This window comes from Pseudomonas sp. RU47, from assembly GCF_004011755.1.
Classification (GTDB): Bacteria; Pseudomonadota; Gammaproteobacteria; order Pseudomonadales; family Pseudomonadaceae; genus Aquipseudomonas.
The window spans coordinates 1,263,668-1,281,244 of sequence record NZ_CP022411.1; the positions used below are offsets into that span (position 1 = coordinate 1,263,668).

Below are 17,577 nucleotides of genomic sequence, written 5' to 3' on the forward strand. Positions count from 1 at the left end.
CCCGATGCGCTTCAACCTTTCCGAATGGGCGCTGCGTAATCGCCAGATCGTACTGTTCCTGATGCTTTTGCTGGCCATCGTTGGTGCGTTGTCCTACACCAAACTCGGCCAGAGCGAAGACCCGCCGTTTACTTTCAAAGCCATGGTGATTCAAACCCGTTGGCCGGGGGCGACCGCGCAGGAAGTCTCGCGCCAGGTTACCGAACGCATCGAAAAGAAGCTGATGGAAACCGGTGAGTACGAACGCATTGTGTCGTTCTCGCGCCCCGGTGAATCCCAAGTGACATTCATTGCCCGCGACTCGATGCACTCCAAGGAAATTCCCGACCTCTGGTATCAGGTGCGCAAGAAGGTCAGTGATATTCGCCAGACCTTGCCGCCGGACATACAGGGGCCGTTCTTCAACGATGAATTCGGTACCACGTTCGGCAATATCTATGCGCTGACCGGCGACGGTTTCGATTACGCGGTGCTCAAGGATTACGCCGACCGTATCCAGATCCAGCTGCAACGGGTCAAGGATGTTGGCAAGGTTGACCTGCTTGGTTTGCAGGATGAGAAAATCTGGGTCGAGCTGTCCAACGTCAAACTGGCAACGCTCGGCTTGCCGCTGGCGGCGGTGCAACAAGCGCTGCAAGAGCAGAACGCGGTGTCGACCGCGGGGTTCTTTGAAACCGGTAGCGAGCGTTTGCAACTACGAGTCTCAGGGAATTTTCAGACGGTCGAGGAGATAAAAAACTTCCCGATCCGCGTCGGTGATCGTACGTTCCGCATCTCCGATGTCGCCGATGTGCGTCGCGGGTTCAACGATCCACCGGCGCCGCGCATGCGCTTCATGGGCGAAGACGCGATTGGTCTGGCGGTAGCGATGAAGGATGGCGGCGACATTCTGGTGCTGGGTAAAGCGCTGGAAGGCGAGTTCTCGCGCATCCAGAAAAACCTCCCGGCCGGTATGCAATTGCGCAAGGTTTCCGATCAACCGGCGGCGGTGAAAACCGGGGTCGGCGAGTTTGTTCAGGTACTGGTCGAAGCGCTGGCGATTGTCTTGCTGGTGAGCTTCTTCTCCCTCGGCGTGCGCACCGGCATGGTGGTGGCGCTGACCATTCCGCTGGTGCTGGCGATGACTTTCGCCTGCATGTATTACCTCGGCATCGGCCTGCACAAGATCTCCCTTGGCGCGTTGGTGTTGGCGCTTGGCTTGTTGGTGGACGACGCGATCATCGCCGTGGAAATGATGGCGATCAAAATGGAGCAGGGCTTTGATCGCATCCGCGCGGCGAGTTATGCCTGGACCAGCACCGCGTTCCCGATGCTCACCGGCACATTGATCACTGCCGCCGGGTTTCTGCCGATTGCCACGGCGCAGTCCGGCACTGGCGAATACACCCGCTCGATCTTCCAGGTTGTCACAATTGCGCTGCTCGCTTCGTGGGTGGCGGCGGTGATGTTTGTGCCGTATCTGGGGGAAAAACTCCTGCCGGATCTGGCGAAAATTCATGCGGCCAAACATGGCACTGGCGACGGTCAGCCGGATCCGTATGGCACGCCGTTCTATCAGCGGGTTCGGCGTTTGGTGGAGTGGTGCGTGGCGCATCGCAAGACCGTAATCGTGCTGACGGTGGGGCTGTTTATCGCCTCGGTGATGTTGTTCCGTTTCGTCCCGCAGCAGTTCTTCCCGGCCTCCAATCGACTGGAGTTGATGGTCGATCTGAAATTGGCTGAAGGCGCGTCGCTGGCCAATACCACCGGTGAGGTCAAACGGCTGGAGGCGATGCTCAAGGATCATGCGGGCATCGACAATTATGTGGCCTATGTTGGCACCGGTTCGCCGCGTTTCTACCTGCCGCTGGATCAGCAGTTGCCGGCGGCGAGCTTCGCGCAGTTTGTGGTGTTGGCGAAAACCATCGAAGAGCGTGAGGCGCTGCGCAGATGGTTGATCGAAACGCTTAACGAGCAATTTCCTGCATTGCGTTCGCGGGTTACACGCTTGGAAAACGGTCCGCCGGTTGGCTATCCGGTGCAGTTCCGCGTCACCGGCGAACACATCGAAGAGGTCCGCGCGTTGGCGCGCAAAGTGGCGGCCAAGGTTCGCGAGAACCCGCATGTGGTCAATGTGCATCTGGATTGGGAAGAGCCGAGCAAGGTGGTCTACCTGAATATCGATCAGGATCGTGCCCGGGCGTTGGGTGTGAGCACGGCTAATCTGGCGAAATTCCTGCAGAGTTCGTTGACCGGGTCGAGTGTCAGCCAGTATCGCGAAGACAATGAGTTGATCGAGATTCTGCTGCGCGGCACGGTGCATGAGCGTACCGAGTTGTCGTTGTTGCCGAGTCTGGCGGTGCCGACGGATAACGGCCGCAGCGTGGCGTTGTCGCAGATTGCTACCCTTGAATACGGCTTTGAGGAAGGGATTATCTGGCACCGCAATCGTCTGCCGAACGTGACCGTGCGGGCGGATATTTATGGCAAGGAACAGCCGGCGACGCTGGTGAAGCAGATCATGCCGACGCTGGATTCGATTCGCGCCGAGTTGCCCGATGGTTATCTGTTGGATGTCGGCGGCACGGTGGAGGATTCCGAGCGTGGGCAGAAGTCGGTGAATGCCGGGGTGCCGATGTTTATTGTCGTGGTGCTGACGTTACTGATGGTGCAGTTGCGCAGTTTTTCGCGCACGGCGATGGTGTTTTTGACGGCGCCGTTGGGGTTGATCGGGGTGGTGCTGTTTTTGATGGTGTTCCGCCAGCCGTTCGGGTTTGTGGCGATGTTGGGGACGATTGCGTTGTCCGGGATGATCATGCGCAATTCGGTGATTCTGGTGGATCAGATTGAGCAGGATATCAAGTCCGGGCTTAAGCCTTGGCAGGCGATTATCGAGGCTACGGTTCGACGCTTCAGGCCGATTGTGTTGACGGCGTTGGCGGCGGTGCTGGCGATGATTCCGTTGTCGCGGAGTGTGTTTTTCGGGCCGATGGCGGTGGCGATCATGGGGGGGTTGATTGTTGCGACCGCGTTGACGCTGTTGTTTTTGCCGGCGTTGTATGCGGCTTGGTTCAGGGTTCGGCGCGAGGCTTGATCTTTGTTTGACGTGGCGGCCTTCGGGCCGACCATGTTCTTGGGGGTTGGGTGAATATCCGTTTCTGCGGGCGCTGCCGCTGGCGGTTTCGCTTTTACAGCGAGTCCCTTTGGCAAACGCCCCAAAGGAACCAAAGGTCTTTGCCCTGACGTTCGGCCCACTCGCTGGGGCTCGGGGTTCCTTCGCTCCGGGATCGATCCGGGGGCATCGCCTACGGTTTGCTTCGCTGCACCTCCTCTCGATGTGTTCGACTTCGTCGAACGGTCGCTGCGCTCCCACCCCCGGATCAATCCCTCCACTCAGCCTGCCGACGGGCTTCCAGATCAAGATCAAAAGCTGCAGCCGAGCTAACGCTCATCCTGTTGAGTGGTGAGGAGCAGAAGCGATCTGCTCTTGCTCTTTTGTGGGAGCGAGCCTGCTCGCGAAGGCGGCCTGATAGCCGACCTGTTTTTTGCAGATGTACGCAATCCAACTGTAGGAGCGAGCTTGCTCGCGAAGGCGGCCTGACAGCCGACCTATTTTTTTTGCAGATGTACGCAATCCAAATGTAGGAGTGAGCCTGCTCGCGATGACGCCCTAAAAGCCACCCAGTCTCTAACTGCTGCATGCGATCCAAATGGTGGGAGCGAGCCTGCTCGCGAAGGCGGCCTGGTAGCCGACCAGTCTCTAGCTGACTATCCATAACCCGCTCTGTCTCCGCCACTTCCTACATCTTTTTCAGAAACCTCCGATATTGAGCCTTGGTGCGTCGGATGCTGTACTCCAGCCTCTGCTTCCAGCGTTCCTGAGTTTGTCTTGATGAAAAAGCCGCCAGCATTGAAAGGCAGAACCGACCCCGTTTTCGACTTGTTGGTGCGCCCGCCCCACAAGCATCGTCTGGAGGATTATCTTGCGCTGCTCAAGCCGCTCGATGATCAAGGTCGTTATCTGCCATTTGAAGCGTTGCGTTATCGCTGGGCGCCAGGGCTGGATGCCAAGCTCTGTTGGGCCTTGGTCAAGAAGGCACGGGCTGCCCAGCACATCAACCTTCTGCCACTGGGCGAGCCTGTGCAGTGGGGCAAGTATCTGTTGACGCCGTTGGCACAGAAAACCATCTCCATCGTGGATCGACAGGCCAGTACGGCCGCGCTGGAATACATGACCAGTCAGATTGGCGAACGGGCGCATTTCAGTTATCTGCTCAATGATCTTATCGAAGATGAAGCGATTGCCAGTAGCCAGTTGGAAGGCGCAGCAACCACTACGCGTGTGGCCAAGGACATGCTCAAACACCAGCGCCAGCCTCGTACTCCGGATGAACGCATGGTGATGGGTAATTACCGGATGATGAATTTCGCCTGGGAGAGGCGTTACGAACCCTTGAGCGTGGATTTGATTGCGGCGATTCATCGGGTGGGGGTCGAGGGTATCGATGACGAGCAGTATTTCCCTGGGGTGTTCAGGACCAATGACGAGGTGGTCGTTCAGGACGGGGCGGGCGACACGGTGCACCGGCCGCCACCTGCAGCAGGATTGGTGTCGCGGCTTGAGCGACTGTCGCACTGGATCAATCTGCCCGAAGACTCACCGCAAGAGACGAGCTATCTGCATCCACTGATCAAGGCGATCACGCTGCATTTTGCCTTGGGCTACGAACATCCCTTCCGCGACGGTAACGGGCGGGTCGCCAGGGCGTTGTTTTACTGGTTCATGTTCAAGAACGAGTTTGCGGCGTTTCGCTACATAGCGATCAGTTTGTTACTGCGTAATGCACCGGTGAAATATGGACGTTCATACCTGCATACCGAGGCGGATGAGCTGGATCTGACGTACTTCATCGAATTCCAGTGTTCGGTGATCCAGCGAGCGGTGCTCGGGTTTACCGATGTTTACCGCAAGAGCGTGGGGTGCACCGAAGAGTTCGAGCGCAGGCTGAAGAATTGCGGCTTCTTTGATCAACTCACGGAAAAACAACGCGCGTTGTACGAGGTGGCCAAAAACGGAGTGGCGAAGGAGTTCACCGCGAGCAATGTGGCTGGGAATTTTGCTTGCTCGCATAGCGAGGCGGCGTCGGCACTAGACGGATTAGACGAGTTGCGTGTTTTTGAACGAAGGAAGATGGGGCGGGAGTGGGTGTTCTTTTTACGCAATCCTGTAGGTGGATGGAAGCACGGGAGCGAATTCCTTCGCCCCCATGTTGTGTCAGCTTAAAGCGTGCCGAACACCTTCTTCGCCAGGCTGGTCGCCGCAGCGGCCGGGTTCTGGCGGATGGTTTCTTCCTGTTTGCCGATCATCTCGAACAGGCCATTGAGCGCTTGCTCGGTGACGTAGTTTTCAACGTTGGCGCTCTTCGCATCGACAACGCCAAACGCAGCAGCCTGGCCCGCGAACGAGTTGTACTTCTGCGCTACGCCAACCTTGTCGGTCGCTTGTTTGACGATCGGCAGGAACTTGGCGCGGATCTGTTCGCGGCTGGATTTGTCGAGGTATTGCGTGGCCGAGTCCTTGCCGCCACTGAGGATGCCTTTGGCGTCTTCCACGCTCATTTTCTTCACGGCGTCGACGAGGATTGGCTGGGCCTGGGTCACCGCGGATTCGGCAGCCTTGTTCATGGCAGTTTCCAGTTCTTCAACCTGGGCGCCCATGCCGAAGGCTTTCATTTTGCTCGCGGCTTTGCCGAGTTTGCCCGGCAGTTCGATCTTCACGTCGGGGTTGTTGCTGAAACCGCCGGGTGTGCCGAGTTGTTTGACGGCGATTTGCGCACCTTGGGTCAGGGCATCCTTGAGGCCGCCGGTGGCGTCTTTTTGCGACAGGTCACTCAGCGACAAGGCCATGGCGCTGGCGGATATCATCAGGCCTGCACACAGGCCGGCGAAGCGAAGGGTAGGGCGGAGCATGGCGGCTTCCTTGAGGCAGAAAATGAATTAACGAACGGCGTCGACGCGGATTTTCAGCGGCTGCGGGTCGTTGCCGTCGAGTTGCACGGCGTGGTTTTCGGTAGTGATGAACATCAGTTCGCCGTTGACTTCAATGCGCGCGCTGACCGAGTAACGATGGCCGGGTTTGACCTGCGCCGGATCGTAGCTCAAGTGGAAGGGCAGCGGCACCTGGCCTATGACCGGGCCTTTCTGCTCGTCCAGCACCACGGCTGGCGCATCGGCCAGCGAAACGTCCTGCAGGCTGACGCTGAGGGTCGCGCTCGGTGGCAGGGCGATGCGCTGCAGGTAGAACACTTCACCGTCGAGGCCGACCTTGCCGGCAGGTGTGGTCGATTGGCAGGCGCTCAACAGCGTAGCGGTGGCGAGGGTTAGTAGTTTCTTCAAGGTACATCTCCTTTCAATGTGGGAGCGACGTTGCGACGATTCGACCTGCTCGCGAAAGCGGTATTTCAGTCACTGAGATGTCGACTGACACTCCGCCTTCGCGAGCAGGCTCGCTCCCACAGGGTTTGCATCAGGTCTCGGGTTGGGCGACGACCTGATCGGCAGCATCTTCACTGCGATGCAGTGCAACCTGGCGGATCGACAAACGAATCTCCGCCGGCAACACGCGCTTGGCCGCACCTTCGGCGAGTTCGCCGAGCAGCTCGTGATAACTCAGTTTGCCGGCCTCGTCGCGACGCAGCACGTCGAGGTCGAGCATCGTCTGGATGAAGTGACGGAACAGGCTCTTGTCGAAGAACTCCGGCGCATTCAGACCGTGGAGGATCGACAGGCGCTGGGCCATGACCGTGCAGAGATCTTCCAGCTCTTCGGCGCTGACGGTGTTCTGGCCGCTGTTGAGCAGCAAGGACACGGTCATGTAGAAGCGCTGCAAGGTCTGGGCGATGCTCTTCGACAGCAGCGTCAGCAAGACGAAATGCCGCGAACTCGGTGCCGGACGCTGATAAACGTCTTTCTCGAAACGCAGCAGGCCTTGCTCGACAAACGCTTCCAGCCACTGATCGACTACGCCGTCCAATTCCTCCAGCGTCCAGCGAATGAACAGTTCCGATTGCAGGTACGGATACAACGCGCGGGTGTAGCGCAGGATCTGTTCGCGGCTCATGCGCGAAGCGCTCTGGAAGAAGCTCGCCAGCAACGCCGGCAGGGCGAAGATGTGCAACACGTTGTTGCGGTAGTAGGTCATCAGGACGGCGTTCTGCTCATCCAGATAGAGAATCTTGCCCAGCGCATCGTTCTGCTCGGCGAGCAGGTCCATGTCCTTAACGTGCTCGATCAGCGCACGACCATCGCCTTCCGGCAGCGTGGTGTGCGGCGAATACGGGACTTTGCGCAGCAGCGCCAGGTACAGGTCCAGCACCCGCGCCATGGCGCGATCGTCCAGCGCCAGACGTGTGGTCGACAGCAGCGCCAGCGCGACAAGATTGACCGGGTTGATCGCCGCCGCTTCGTTCAAATGCTGCGCGACTTTCTCGCCAAGGCGATTGGTGGTTTCGTTGAGCCACGCCGGCTTGTACTGTGGGCCGAGTTCCTGCTGGCGCCAGTCCGGTTGCTCGGCATCAAGGAATTCCGCCAGTTTGATCGGCTCGCCGAAGTTCACCGCGACCTGACCGAAGCGCTGCTTGAGCGCACCGATGACTTTGAAAATGTCGAAGATCGATTCTTTCTTCTTGCTCGCGCCGCGCAGTTCGCCGAGGTAGGTGCGACCTTCCAGCACGCGCTCATAACCGATGTACACCGGCACAAACACGATCGGCATGCGCGACGAACGCAGGAAGCTGCGCATCGTAATCGCGAGCATCCCGGTTTTCGGTTGCAGCATGCGTCCGGTGCGCGAACGACCGCCCTCGACGAAGTACTCGACCGGGAAACCTTTGGTGAACAGGGTGTGCAGGTATTCGTTGAACACTGAGGTGTACAGCGGATTGCCCTTGAATGTGCGACGCATGAAGAATGCACCGCCACGACGCAGCAGGCTGCCGATCACCGGCATGTTCAGGTTGATCCCGGCGGCAATGTGCGGCGGGGTCAGGCCGTTGCGGAACAGCAGATACGACAGCAGCAAATAGTCGATGTGGCTGCGGTGGCACGGTACGTAGATCACTTCGTGCCCCTGCGCGACTTTCTGCACGCCTTCGATGTGGTTGACCTTGATGCCGTCGTAGATCTTGTTCCAGAACCAGCTGAGCACCACTTCGAGGAAGCGGATCGCGGTGTAGGTGTAGTCCGAGGCGATCTCGTTGCCGTAACGCAGGGCCTGGGCCTTGGCTTTCTCCGCGGAGATGTTTTCGCGCTCGGCTTCGTCGAGGATCGCTTGCTTGACCAGTGGCTGGTTGAGCAGACCTTTGACCAGGTTGCGACGGTGGGAAATGTCCGGGCCGATCACCGCTGCTTTCAGATTACGGAAGTGTACGCGCAGGATTCGCTGGGCCATGCGCACGGTGCGTTCGTGGCCCTTGTTGTGCTCGATCAGCTCGCGCAGGTGAATCGGCGCCGAGAATTGCACGCGGGTTTTACGCCCGAGAACAATGATGCTCAACAGACGACGCAGGCGCCCGGTGACGGCCCAGCTGTCGGCGAACAACAGCTTCCACGGACTGTTTTCGCTGTCCGGCGATTGGCCCCAGAACACGCTGACCGGAATGATCTGCGCATCTTCAGCAGCGTTCTGCGTCAGTGCGCTGACCAGGCGAGTCAGGGTTGGCGGCGCGCCGCGTTTGTCCTGGCGACCGAGCCAGTCTGGGTCCGGCGTCAGGTAGAAAAACGCCGCCGGTTCGATCAGCGAACCCACCGACACCGGCAGCACCGGACGCGGCAGGCCGGCCTTGGTGCACTCGGTGTCGAGCACGGCCAGATCGGTCAGCGAAGGGTTTTGCAGGACGTAGAACACCGGACGACTGCGGTCGAGGTTGAGGGTGAACGACGACTGGTTGATCGTTTCCGAGCGGACCCAGAGGTACAACAGTCGGCGCAAGGTGCCAAACACAAGACGGCGGAACGGGGAACGGGTCATACGGCTTCTGCGTGAGTGGATAAAACCGAGCATTTGCTCGGGAGGTCGACAGTTTGCCGTATTCACCGAAAATCGGCAAAAAAGCGGCGAAGTAATCTCCTGTTGAGAGTTTTCGCGCCTGTCATATACTCGGCGGTCTGTCGCCGGGGCCCTTTTATGGACGTCGGACGCAGGCTGACGTTCCGCAAAGGCTTTCCTGCGAAAAGCCTGTTCAATAATAAAAAAGGAGTATGAACAGATGGCAACACGTGAAACCGGCAACGTGAAGTGGTTCAACGACGCCAAAGGCTACGGCTTTATCCAGCGCGAAGACGGGGTGGACGTGTTCGTGCACTACCGCGCGATTCGCGGCGAAGGGCATCGCTCGCTGACTGAAGGCCAGCAGGTTGAATACGCGGTGATTACTGGCGAGAAGGGTTTGCAGGCTGAGGATGTTGTAGGCCTGTGATGATCGTTCCCACGCTCTGCGTGGGAACGCCTCAACGGACGCTCCGCGTTCGCTTTGGGACGCAGAGCGTCCCGGGCTGCATTCCCACGCGGAGCGTGGGAACGATCAGTTTCAGGCAGTTTTCCAGGTGATCTCTTCTTCACCGTCTTCGCTGATGCGCATCCAGCGATCCGCCGTTTCCTCACCTTCTTCTTCAACCCACGTGCCCGGCGCGCAACGCACTTCCACGTTCAGCGCAGCGAATGCGGCGCGGGCGCAGGCGATGTCGTCGTCCCATGGCGTCTGGTCGCTTTCCAGGTACAGGCTGTTCCATTTGCCCACGGCTTTCGGCAGCCAGGTCACCGGCACGTTGCCGGCCTTGCACTTCCAGGTCTGGCCTTTCTGAACCCAGTCGGTGCACGGGCCCAGCGCGGCGCCCAGCCAGGCCGAAATGGCCTTGTGGTCGACGTCGGCGTCTTTCAGGTAAATCTCGATATCCGGTTGGCGCATGGATGTCCTCACTGCGGGTCTGAAAAATCCATTCGCGGATTTAGCCGGCCCCGGGCACTCGCCCGAGACCAAAAGTTATTGAAGAACGAAATAATCGTAGCGCATCGACACAGTGGTCTCGAACGGCTCGGCCTGTTCGATCACCGCCGCACGACGCTCGGCACTGGCGCGCCAGCCGTGGGGCGTCATCGCCAACAGGTTGGCGCGATCCTCGGGCTTGTCCAGCGTCAGCTTGAATTCCAGGGTTTCACTGTGCGCCAGCGCCATGCCTTCCGGCACCAGGGCCAGATGCTTGTCGTCGGTGTACTCGCGCACTTCGTCGTACAGGCGTTCGCGCAACTCCATCAGGTGGCCGCTGGTCGGGCCGACTTTCATCAGACCGCCGCCGACACTGAGCAAGCGCTTGGCCTCTTCCCAATCCAAAGGACTGAAAACACTGGCGAGAAACTGGCAACTGCCCGACGCCAACGGCACGCGGGCCATGCTGGCGATCAACCAAGTAATCGCCGGATTACGCTTGCAGGCGCGTTTGACCGCTTCGCGGGAGATGTCCAGTGCGTAGCCATCCGCGTGCGGCAAGGCCTCGGCGATCTGCGCGGTGTAATAACCCTCGCCACAGCCGATGTCGACCCAGCGATCCGGCGCATAACTCGCTGCCAGTTCGGCCAGACGCTTGGCCACCGGCGCGTAATGTCCGGCGTTCAGGAAGTCGCGGCGCGCTTCGACCATGGCCTGGTTGTCGCCAGGATCACGGCTGTTTTTGTGCTGCACCGGCAGCAGGTTCAGGTAACCCTGTCGCGCACGGTCGAAACGATGGCCGGCGGGGCAGACCACGCCGTTATCCACCGCATTCAGCGGTTCACTGCAGATGGGGCAAGCGAGCATCAGGCGAGCAACTTGATCAGGGTCTGGTAGTAGATTTCGGTCAGCACATCGAGATCTGCTGCCAGCACGCGTTCGTTGACCTGGTGAATGGTCGCGTTGACCGGGCCCAGTTCAACCACCTGCGTACCCATGGTCGCGATGAAACGGCCATCGGAGGTGCCGCCGCTGGTGGACGCCTTGGTCTCGCGACCAGTGATGTCCTTGATGCTCGCCGACACCGCGTCGAGCAACGCGCCCGGTTCGGTGAGGAACGGCAGACCGGACAGCGCCCAGTCGATGTGCCAGTCCAGATCGTGCTTGTCGAGGATATCAGCCACGCGTTTCTGCAGGCCTTCGACGGTTGATTCGGTAGAGAAACGGAAGTTGAACACCGCCACCAGATCACCTGGAATCACGTTGGTCGCGCCGGTGCCGGAATTGACGTTGGAGATCTGGAAACTGGTCGGCGGGAAGAAATCGTTGCCGTGATCCCAATGCTCGGCGGCCAGTTCGGCCAGCGCCGGAGCGGCGAGGTGGATCGGATTCTTTGCCAAGTGTGGATAGGCGACGTGGCCCTGAATGCCTTTGACCGTGAGCTTGGCACCCAGCGAGCCGCGACGGCCGTTTTTCACCACGTCGCCAACCAGCGTGGTGCTCGACGGTTCGCCGACGATGCACCAGTCCAGACGCTCATTACGCGCGGCCAAGCGCTCGACCACTGCCTTGGTGCCGTGGTGCGCCGGGCCTTCTTCGTCGCTGGTGATCAGGAACGCGACCTTGCCCTTGTGGTTCGGGTAGTCGGCGACAAAACGCTCAGCGGCGACGGTCATCGACGCCAGGCTGCCTTTCATGTCCGCCGCGCCACGGCCGCAGAGCATGCCGTGCTCATCGATCACGGCGTTGAACGGGTCGATCTGCCACGCGGTGACCGGGCCGGTCGGCACCACGTCGGTGTGACCGGCGAAGCACAGTACCGGGCCGTCGTTGGTGCCGTGGGTCGCCCAGAAGTTATCCACATCTTCGATGCGCATCGGCTCGAGGCTGAAACCGGCATCGCCCAGGCGCTGCATCATCTGCTTCTGGCAATCGGCGTCGACCGGCGTCACGGACGGACGGCGGATCAGGTCGATGGCGAGTTGGAGGGTCGGCGAAAGGTCGGCGTGGGCCGTCATGGAAAACTCCGGGATCATGAATTTGAGCGAGGGCCACTGTGGGAGAGAGCCTGCTCGCGAATGCGTTGTGTCAGTCAACATAGTTGGTGATTGTTACAACGCCTTCGCGAGCAGGCTCGCTCCCACAGGGGATAGGGTTCGGTCAATCAGACCGGTTATCACGCCAAGCCCCGCAAAATGGCGGTTATCTTAAAGCAAAACGGCGACCATTGGCCGCCGTTTAGTGCATCGATGAGGATTTAGACGACCGGCGCCGGCTCAGGCTTGGCTGCAGGTTTTGGCAGCGACGACAGGAACGCCATGATCAGCGCCGCCAGATACGGCAGCGACTGCACCAGCAACATCACCACCCAGAAACGCATGTCGTTGCTCGGCATGCCGTTGACCAAGTAGATCCCCAGCGCCGCGCCCCACAACAACAGCATGATGAACAGCTCTTCCCGCGCTTCGGAAATCGCCACCCAGAAGCCATGGTTGTCGGCGTTTTTCGGCGTGCGGAAGAACGGAATGCTGCTGGTGAAGAAGCCGTACAGCACCGCTTTGGCGATGGTGTGCGACAACGCCAGCCCGGCCAGTGCCGCGCAGAAGGCATCTTTCAGGTTCACGCCAACTGCTCGGCGATACAGGAAGATGATCTTGCCGACCTTGAACACGAACAGTGCCAACGGCGGAATCGCGAAAATCAGCAGCGGCGGATCGACCCGCTGCGGCACGATGATCATTGCCGCCGACCACAACAGCGCACCGACGGTGAAGAAGATATTCATGCCGTCCGCCACCCACGGCAACCAGCCCGCGAGGAAATGATACCGCTGGCCACGGGTCAGCTCGGTGTCCTTGCCGCGCAACAGGCTGCTGGTGTGGCGCTTGATGATCTGAATCGCACCGTAAGCCCAGCGAAAACGCTGTTTCTTGAAGTCGATAAACGTATCCGGCATCAGGCCCTTGCCGTAGCTGTCGTGGTAATACGCCGCCGACAGGCCTTTTTCGAACACGCGCAGACCGAGTTCGGCATCTTCACAGATGCACCAGTCGGCCCAACCCAATTCTTCCAGCACCGAACGACGGGTCATGGTCATGGTGCCGTGCTGAATGATCGCGTCACGGTCGTTACGGGTGACCATGCCGATGTGGAAGAAACCTTTGTATTCGGCGTAGCAGAGCTTCTTGAAGGTGCTTTCGTTCTGGTCGCGATAATCCTGCGGCGACTGCACCACGGCGATTTTCGGGTCGGCGAAGTGCGGCACCATGTGCTTGAGCCAGTTCGGGTGCACGCAGTAATCGGAGTCGATCACCGCGATCACTTCGGCGTCCTTGGCGGTGTGCGGAATCAGGTAGTTCAGCGCGCCGCCCTTGAAACCGGCCAGCGGCGAGACGTGGAAGAACTTGAAGCGCGGGCCGAGGGTTGCGCAGTAGTCACGCACCGGTTCCCACACCGCCGGATCCTTGGTGTTGTTGTCGATGATCAGGACTTCGTAGTCTGGATAATCGAGGGCGGCGAGGGCGTCGAGGGTCTGTTTGACCATCTCCGGCGGCTCGTTGTAGCACGGCACGTGGATCGACACTTTCGGGCGATAGCTGGAGTCGCCTTCCACCGGCAGGAACTCGCGCCGACGCTTGTGAATCCACACCGCTTCAGCCAGTTCATGCGCCTCCGTCAGCAAGACGATAAACACCCCGAGCGCGCCGAGCGCCAAGAGGAAGCCCACTGTCAGACTGAACCACGTGCTGTATTGCAGGCTGTAGTCGTAGCCGATCCACACCAGCACCGAACCGCAAAGGAAGGCGATGAAGGTCAGGAAGATCCGCCCACGCTGACGCAGGGCCGAGCCGTCGATCATCAGCAAGGTCAGCGACAACAGCGCCAGCACCACCGAACCGATCGCCAGCACGCGCCATTGCGGGATCGCGACCACCGGGCCTTCGAAGTTGAATTTCTGCTGACGCGCGGCGTTGAACACGCCCCAGTACGCGCCGACCGAACCTTCGTCACTGGCCTTCCACGGCTGGTCGAACGCTTCGATCACGAAGTAGTTGAAGCCTTGGCGGTTGAGCTTGTTGACCAAGGTCCGCAGGTAGATCGCCTGATCCGCCGGCGACGCATCGGCGCCGCCACGCATGCGGCCGTTGCTCGGCCAGCCGACCTCGGAGAGTAGCAGCGGTTTTTTCGGGAACAGCTTTTTCAGATCGCGGGCACGGTCGAACACGAACTGGCCGGCCTTGTCGACCGGGATGAATTCCCAGTAAGGCAGAACGTGCGCAGCGATCAGGTCAACGTGCTTGGCCAGTTCCGGGTGTTCTTCCCAGACGTGCCATTGCTCGGACGTGGTCACCGGCACTTTCACCGCAGCGCGCACGCGATCGAGCAATACGCTCAGCTCTTGGGCGGTGATTTCCTTACGGAAAATCGCTTCGTTACCGACCACCACACGAACCACGCTGCGCGAAGTGTTGGCCAGTTCGATGGCGCGGGTGATTTCCCGTTCGTTGCGTTCCTGGTCGGGGCTGATCCAGATCCCCAGGGTCACGCGCAGGCCGAATTCCTCAGCCAGTTTCGGGATGTCTTGCAGCGAACCGTCGACCGAGTAGATGCGGATGTTGTCCGTCAGCTTGCTCATGATCTCCAGATCACGGCGCATTTCGTCGTCAGACGGATACTGATCCTTCTGCGGGAATTGTCCTTGCTGGAACGGCGAATAGGAGAAACCGGAGATCTGCTCCGGCCAGTTCGGCGCGGAAACCGGGCGATTGATCAGCGCCCAGAAACCGGTGAACAGGGCAGCGATTGCCAGAACCACCACCAGGTTGAGTCCAAATTTACGCGATGACATAGCTATTTCGGGTTCCAAAGGCTGTGGAACGAAGGATCGGTCGGCTAGACGCCCGAGGGGCGCGCATCCTACACCGGCAGCTCACAAGTCGTACATCAGACAGGGAAATGCCCGACATTGGGCAGCCGACTTTGACTTAAGTTCTTACACTTGTAGCTGATGTTTAGAACTTGTCGCCGCGTAGCCCTATAATGCGCGCCGGTTTTTGGGGTAATGGTCATGAGTACAGAAGATCCGCGGTTTGCAGGCATCGCCCGTTTGTATGGCATTGAAGGCCTGGAGCGCCTGCGCGCGGCCCATGTGGCGATTGTCGGCGTCGGTGGCGTCGGTTCCTGGGCGGCGGAAGCCATGGCCCGCTGTGGCGTCGGCGAGATTTCGCTGTTCGACCTCGATGACGTCTGCGTCAGCAACGCCAACCGCCAGTTGCACGCACTGGACAGCACCGTCGGCAAACCCAAGGTCGAGGTGATGGCCGAGCGTCTGCGCGGGATCAACCCGGATTGCACCGTGCACGCCGTGGCGGATTTCGTTACTCGCGAGACCATGGCTGAATACATCACGCCGAACATTGATTGCGTGATCGACTGCATCGACGCGGTCAACGCCAAGGCTGCGCTGATCGCTTGGTGCAAGCGCCGCAAGATCCAGATCATCACCACGGGTGGTGCGGGTGGGCAGATTGATCCGACGCTGATTCAGGTCTGCGACCTCAACCGCACGTTCAACGACCCGTTGGCGTCGAAAGTGCGCTCGACGTTGCGTCGCGATTACGGTTTTTCGCGCACCGTGACCCGGCATTACAGCGTGCCGTGTGTGTTTTCCACGGAGCAACTGCGTTATCCGAAACCGGATGGCAGCATTTGTCTGCAGAAGAGTTTTGTCGGCGATGGCGTGAAGCTCGACTGCGCCGGTGGGTTTGGCGCGGTGATGATGGTCACGGCAACGTTCGGCATGGTCGCGGCGACCAAGGCAGTGGACAAGATTGTCGCGGGTGTTCGGCGTCCGGCTGACCGGGTCAAATCTGACGCCTGACCGGTTGATCGTTCCCACGCTCCGCGTGGTAATGCAGCCCGGGACGCTCCGCGTCCCATCCAGAGCCGAACGCGGAGCGTCCGTTGAGGCATTCCCACGCAGAGCGTGGGAACGATCAGTCAGCGAGCCAGCTCATTCATCCGCTGGAGCACGGCATTGAGGCCATTGCTGCGCGATGGCGATAGCTGACGCGAAAGGCCTAGCTGATTGAACCAGTCCGGCAAATCAACCTGCTGCAATTCAGCCGCCGACAACCCGTTAACCCGTAACAGCAACAACGCCACCAACCCGCGAATCATCCGCGCATCGCTGCTGGCGCTGAACTGCCAGTGACCGTCGTGCAACGCCCCAACCAGCCACACCTGACTCTCACAGCCATGCACTCGGTTGGCATCGCACTTGTCGGCGTCACTCAACGGCGGCAGACGATCACCAAACTGCATCAGCAACCGCGCCCGCTGTTCCCAGCCGGCTGCGTTCTGAAAAATGTGCAGCGCTTCAGCAGCCGCGACCGGCAAACTCATCGCAACAACTCCAGCGCCTGATCCAGCGCTTCAAAGAAGCGCTCCAGATCCTCGGAATCGTTGTACAGCGCCAGCGACACCCGAATCGCGCCAGCCAGTTCGAAGCTTTTCAGCAGCGGCATCGCGCAGTGATGCCCGGCGCGCACGGCAATCCCTTGCTCGGTCAGCAAGTGCGCCAGATCAGCGTTATGCACACCCTCGACGACAAAACTCGCCAACGCCAATTGCGGCTTGCCGAGCAATCGAATGCCGTTACGCGCTGCGAGGCCGCGCAGCAAATAGTCATGCAGCGCCGCTTCATGGGCCGACACCGCGTCCTGATCCAGGCCCGCCAGATAATCGAGCGTTGCGCCGAGGCCGATCACACTGGCAATCGGCGGCGTGCCCGCTTCAAAACCCAGCGGCGCAGGGCGGAAACGCGCGTCGTGATAGTTGGCTTCCAGGACCATCTCGCCACCGAACTGCCATGGTTTCAGTTGCTCAAGTGCTGCGTTGCGCCCGAACAATACGCCGAGGCCATCGGGGCCATACAGTTTGTGGCTGGAAAACACATAGAAGTCGCAACCCAGCGCCTGCACGTCATGCCGGCCATGGACCACGCCTTGCGCGCCATCGACTACAGTGAGCGCGTTCTGCGCCTTGGCCATGCCCAGCAAGGCCGGCAATGGCTGCCATGCACCGAGCACGTTGGACAACTGACTGACTGCCAGCAAGCGCGTGCGCGGGCCGATCAAATGTACCGCGGCAGCAAGGTCGATCAGACCGTCGGCATCCAGCGGCAGGATCACCAGTTTCAGGTTGCGACGTTGCGCCAGTTGCTGCCACGGCAGCAGGTTGGCGTGATGCTCCAGGGCGCTGATGACAATTTCATCGCCCGGGTGGAAAAGATGTTCCAGGCCATAAGCCAGGAGATTCAGCGCACTGGTGGCGCCGTGGGTAAAGATGATCTGCCCGCTGTCACCGGCATTCAGCCACTGGGCGACCTTGAGCCGACTGTCCTCGAACGCCTGCGTCGCGTGAGCGCCGGGCAGGTGTTGCGCACGATGCACATTGGCTGCGCCATTGGCGTAGTAATGCGTCAGTGCGTCGAGCAGGGCTTGTGGTTTTTGCGTGGTGGCGGCGTTGTCCAGATAGGTCTGGTCTTGCCGTTGCAGCGCGGCGATGGCCGGAAAATCGGCACGCCACGGGGAGGGAATCATCATGTGGTATA

General features: G+C 59.9%; 13 protein-coding genes. 4 read left to right on the forward strand and 9 right to left on the reverse strand.

Annotated elements, in window-relative coordinates:
- Window positions 1-4 precede the first annotated feature (4 nt).
- Window positions 5-3,073 (forward strand): efflux RND transporter permease subunit, encoded by a 3,069-nt coding sequence (locus CCX46_RS05625; protein WP_127925990.1) that lies wholly within the window; start codon window positions 5-7, stop codon window positions 3,071-3,073.
- 798 nt (window positions 3,074-3,871) lie between these two features.
- Window positions 3,872-5,263: a Fic family protein gene (locus CCX46_RS05630; RefSeq protein WP_127925991.1), complete on the forward strand. Its 1,392-nt coding sequence runs from the start codon at window positions 3,872-3,874 to the stop codon at window positions 5,261-5,263.
- Here the strand turns inward: CCX46_RS05630 and CCX46_RS05635 are convergent.
- The 3 genes from CCX46_RS05635 to plsB all read right to left on the reverse strand — a co-directional run bounded on the left by CCX46_RS05635 (window position 5,260) and on the right by plsB (window position 9,007).
- Window positions 5,260-5,949: a DUF4197 domain-containing protein gene (locus tag CCX46_RS05635; protein WP_116028733.1), complete on the reverse strand. Its 690-nt coding sequence runs from the start codon at window positions 5,947-5,949 to the stop codon at window positions 5,260-5,262. The genes CCX46_RS05630 and CCX46_RS05635 overlap by 4 nt on opposite strands.
- A gap of 27 nt (window positions 5,950-5,976) precedes the next feature.
- Window positions 5,977-6,375, reverse strand: coding sequence for a YbaY family lipoprotein (locus CCX46_RS05640; RefSeq protein WP_127925992.1), 399 nt, complete (start codon window positions 6,373-6,375; stop codon window positions 5,977-5,979).
- A 130-nt stretch (window positions 6,376-6,505) separates the two neighbouring features.
- Window positions 6,506-9,007 (reverse strand): glycerol-3-phosphate 1-O-acyltransferase PlsB, encoded by a 2,502-nt coding sequence (gene plsB / locus CCX46_RS05645; protein WP_127925993.1) that lies wholly within the window; start codon window positions 9,005-9,007, stop codon window positions 6,506-6,508.
- A 238-nt stretch (window positions 9,008-9,245) separates the two neighbouring features.
- Between plsB and CCX46_RS05650 the strand changes: the two genes are divergently transcribed.
- The gene (locus tag CCX46_RS05650) at window positions 9,246-9,455 is read left to right on the forward strand and encodes a cold-shock protein (RefSeq protein WP_007908870.1); all 210 of its coding nucleotides are present in this window, start codon (window positions 9,246-9,248) and stop codon (window positions 9,453-9,455) included.
- Window positions 9,456-9,566: 111 nt separating this feature from the next.
- Here the strand turns inward: CCX46_RS05650 and CCX46_RS05655 are convergent, their stop codons facing one another.
- From CCX46_RS05655 to CCX46_RS05670, 4 genes are all read right to left on the reverse strand, one after another.
- Complete coding sequence (locus CCX46_RS05655; protein ID WP_127925994.1) at window positions 9,567-9,944, reverse strand: hypothetical protein; 378 nt, start codon at window positions 9,942-9,944, stop codon at window positions 9,567-9,569.
- A gap of 75 nt (window positions 9,945-10,019) precedes the next feature.
- The gene (locus CCX46_RS05660) at window positions 10,020-10,829 is read right to left on the reverse strand and encodes a putative RNA methyltransferase (RefSeq protein ID WP_127925995.1); all 810 of its coding nucleotides are present in this window, start codon (window positions 10,827-10,829) and stop codon (window positions 10,020-10,022) included.
- Entirely contained in the window at window positions 10,829-11,980 is a 1,152-nt protein-coding gene (dapE, locus tag CCX46_RS05665; protein WP_127925996.1) for a succinyl-diaminopimelate desuccinylase, read from the reverse strand. Before dapE ends, CCX46_RS05660 begins: the two co-directional genes overlap by 1 nt.
- 239 nt (window positions 11,981-12,219) lie before the next feature.
- The gene (locus tag CCX46_RS05670) at window positions 12,220-14,811 is read right to left on the reverse strand and encodes a glycosyltransferase (RefSeq protein ID WP_127925997.1); all 2,592 of its coding nucleotides are present in this window, start codon (window positions 14,809-14,811) and stop codon (window positions 12,220-12,222) included.
- Window positions 14,812-15,024: 213 nt separating this feature from the next.
- Between CCX46_RS05670 and tcdA the strand changes: the two genes are divergently transcribed.
- Window positions 15,025-15,843 (forward strand): tRNA cyclic N6-threonylcarbamoyladenosine(37) synthase TcdA, encoded by an 819-nt coding sequence (tcdA, locus tag CCX46_RS05675; RefSeq protein WP_127925998.1) that lies wholly within the window; start codon window positions 15,025-15,027, stop codon window positions 15,841-15,843.
- Window positions 15,844-15,962: 119 nt separating this feature from the next.
- On the opposite strand, the gene CCX46_RS05680 is transcribed toward tcdA, so the two are convergent.
- Both CCX46_RS05680 and CCX46_RS05685 read right to left on the reverse strand, forming a co-directional pair.
- Complete coding sequence (locus tag CCX46_RS05680) at window positions 15,963-16,367, reverse strand: SufE family protein (RefSeq protein ID WP_127925999.1); 405 nt, start codon at window positions 16,365-16,367, stop codon at window positions 15,963-15,965.
- Window positions 16,364-17,569, reverse strand: coding sequence for an aminotransferase class V-fold PLP-dependent enzyme (locus CCX46_RS05685; protein WP_127926000.1), 1,206 nt, complete (start codon window positions 17,567-17,569; stop codon window positions 16,364-16,366). Before CCX46_RS05685 ends, CCX46_RS05680 begins: the two co-directional genes overlap by 4 nt.
- Between the last annotated feature and the right edge of the window lie 8 nt (window positions 17,570-17,577).

What these genes read in the sequence shown, in the direction of transcription:
- CCX46_RS05625 (WP_127925990.1), top strand. Translation starts at nt 5, where the DNA reads ATGCGCTTCAACCTTTCCGAATGGGCGCTGCGTAATCGCCAGATCGTA.
- CCX46_RS05630 (WP_127925991.1), top strand. Translation starts at nt 3,872, where the DNA reads ATGAAAAAGCCGCCAGCATTGAAAGGCAGAACCGACCCCGTTTTCGAC.
- CCX46_RS05635 (WP_116028733.1), bottom strand. Translation starts at nt 5,949, where the DNA reads ATGCTCCGCCCTACCCTTCGCTTCGCCGGCCTGTGTGCAGGCCTGATG.
- plsB (WP_127925993.1), bottom strand. Translation starts at nt 9,007, where the DNA reads ATGACCCGTTCCCCGTTCCGCCGTCTTGTGTTTGGCACCTTGCGCCGA.
- CCX46_RS05650 (WP_007908870.1), top strand. Translation starts at nt 9,246, where the DNA reads ATGGCAACACGTGAAACCGGCAACGTGAAGTGGTTCAACGACGCCAAA.
- CCX46_RS05655 (WP_127925994.1), bottom strand. Translation starts at nt 9,944, where the DNA reads ATGCGCCAACCGGATATCGAGATTTACCTGAAAGACGCCGACGTCGAC.
- CCX46_RS05660 (WP_127925995.1), bottom strand. Translation starts at nt 10,829, where the DNA reads ATGCTCGCTTGCCCCATCTGCAGTGAACCGCTGAATGCGGTGGATAAC.
- dapE (WP_127925996.1), bottom strand. Translation starts at nt 11,980, where the DNA reads ATGACGGCCCACGCCGACCTTTCGCCGACCCTCCAACTCGCCATCGAC.
- CCX46_RS05670 (WP_127925997.1), bottom strand. Translation starts at nt 14,811, where the DNA reads ATGTCATCGCGTAAATTTGGACTCAACCTGGTGGTGGTTCTGGCAATC.
- tcdA (WP_127925998.1), top strand. Translation starts at nt 15,025, where the DNA reads ATGGTCATGAGTACAGAAGATCCGCGGTTTGCAGGCATCGCCCGTTTG.
- CCX46_RS05680 (WP_127925999.1), bottom strand. Translation starts at nt 16,367, where the DNA reads ATGAGTTTGCCGGTCGCGGCTGCTGAAGCGCTGCACATTTTTCAGAAC.
- CCX46_RS05685 (WP_127926000.1), bottom strand. Translation starts at nt 17,569, where the DNA reads ATGATGATTCCCTCCCCGTGGCGTGCCGATTTTCCGGCCATCGCCGCG.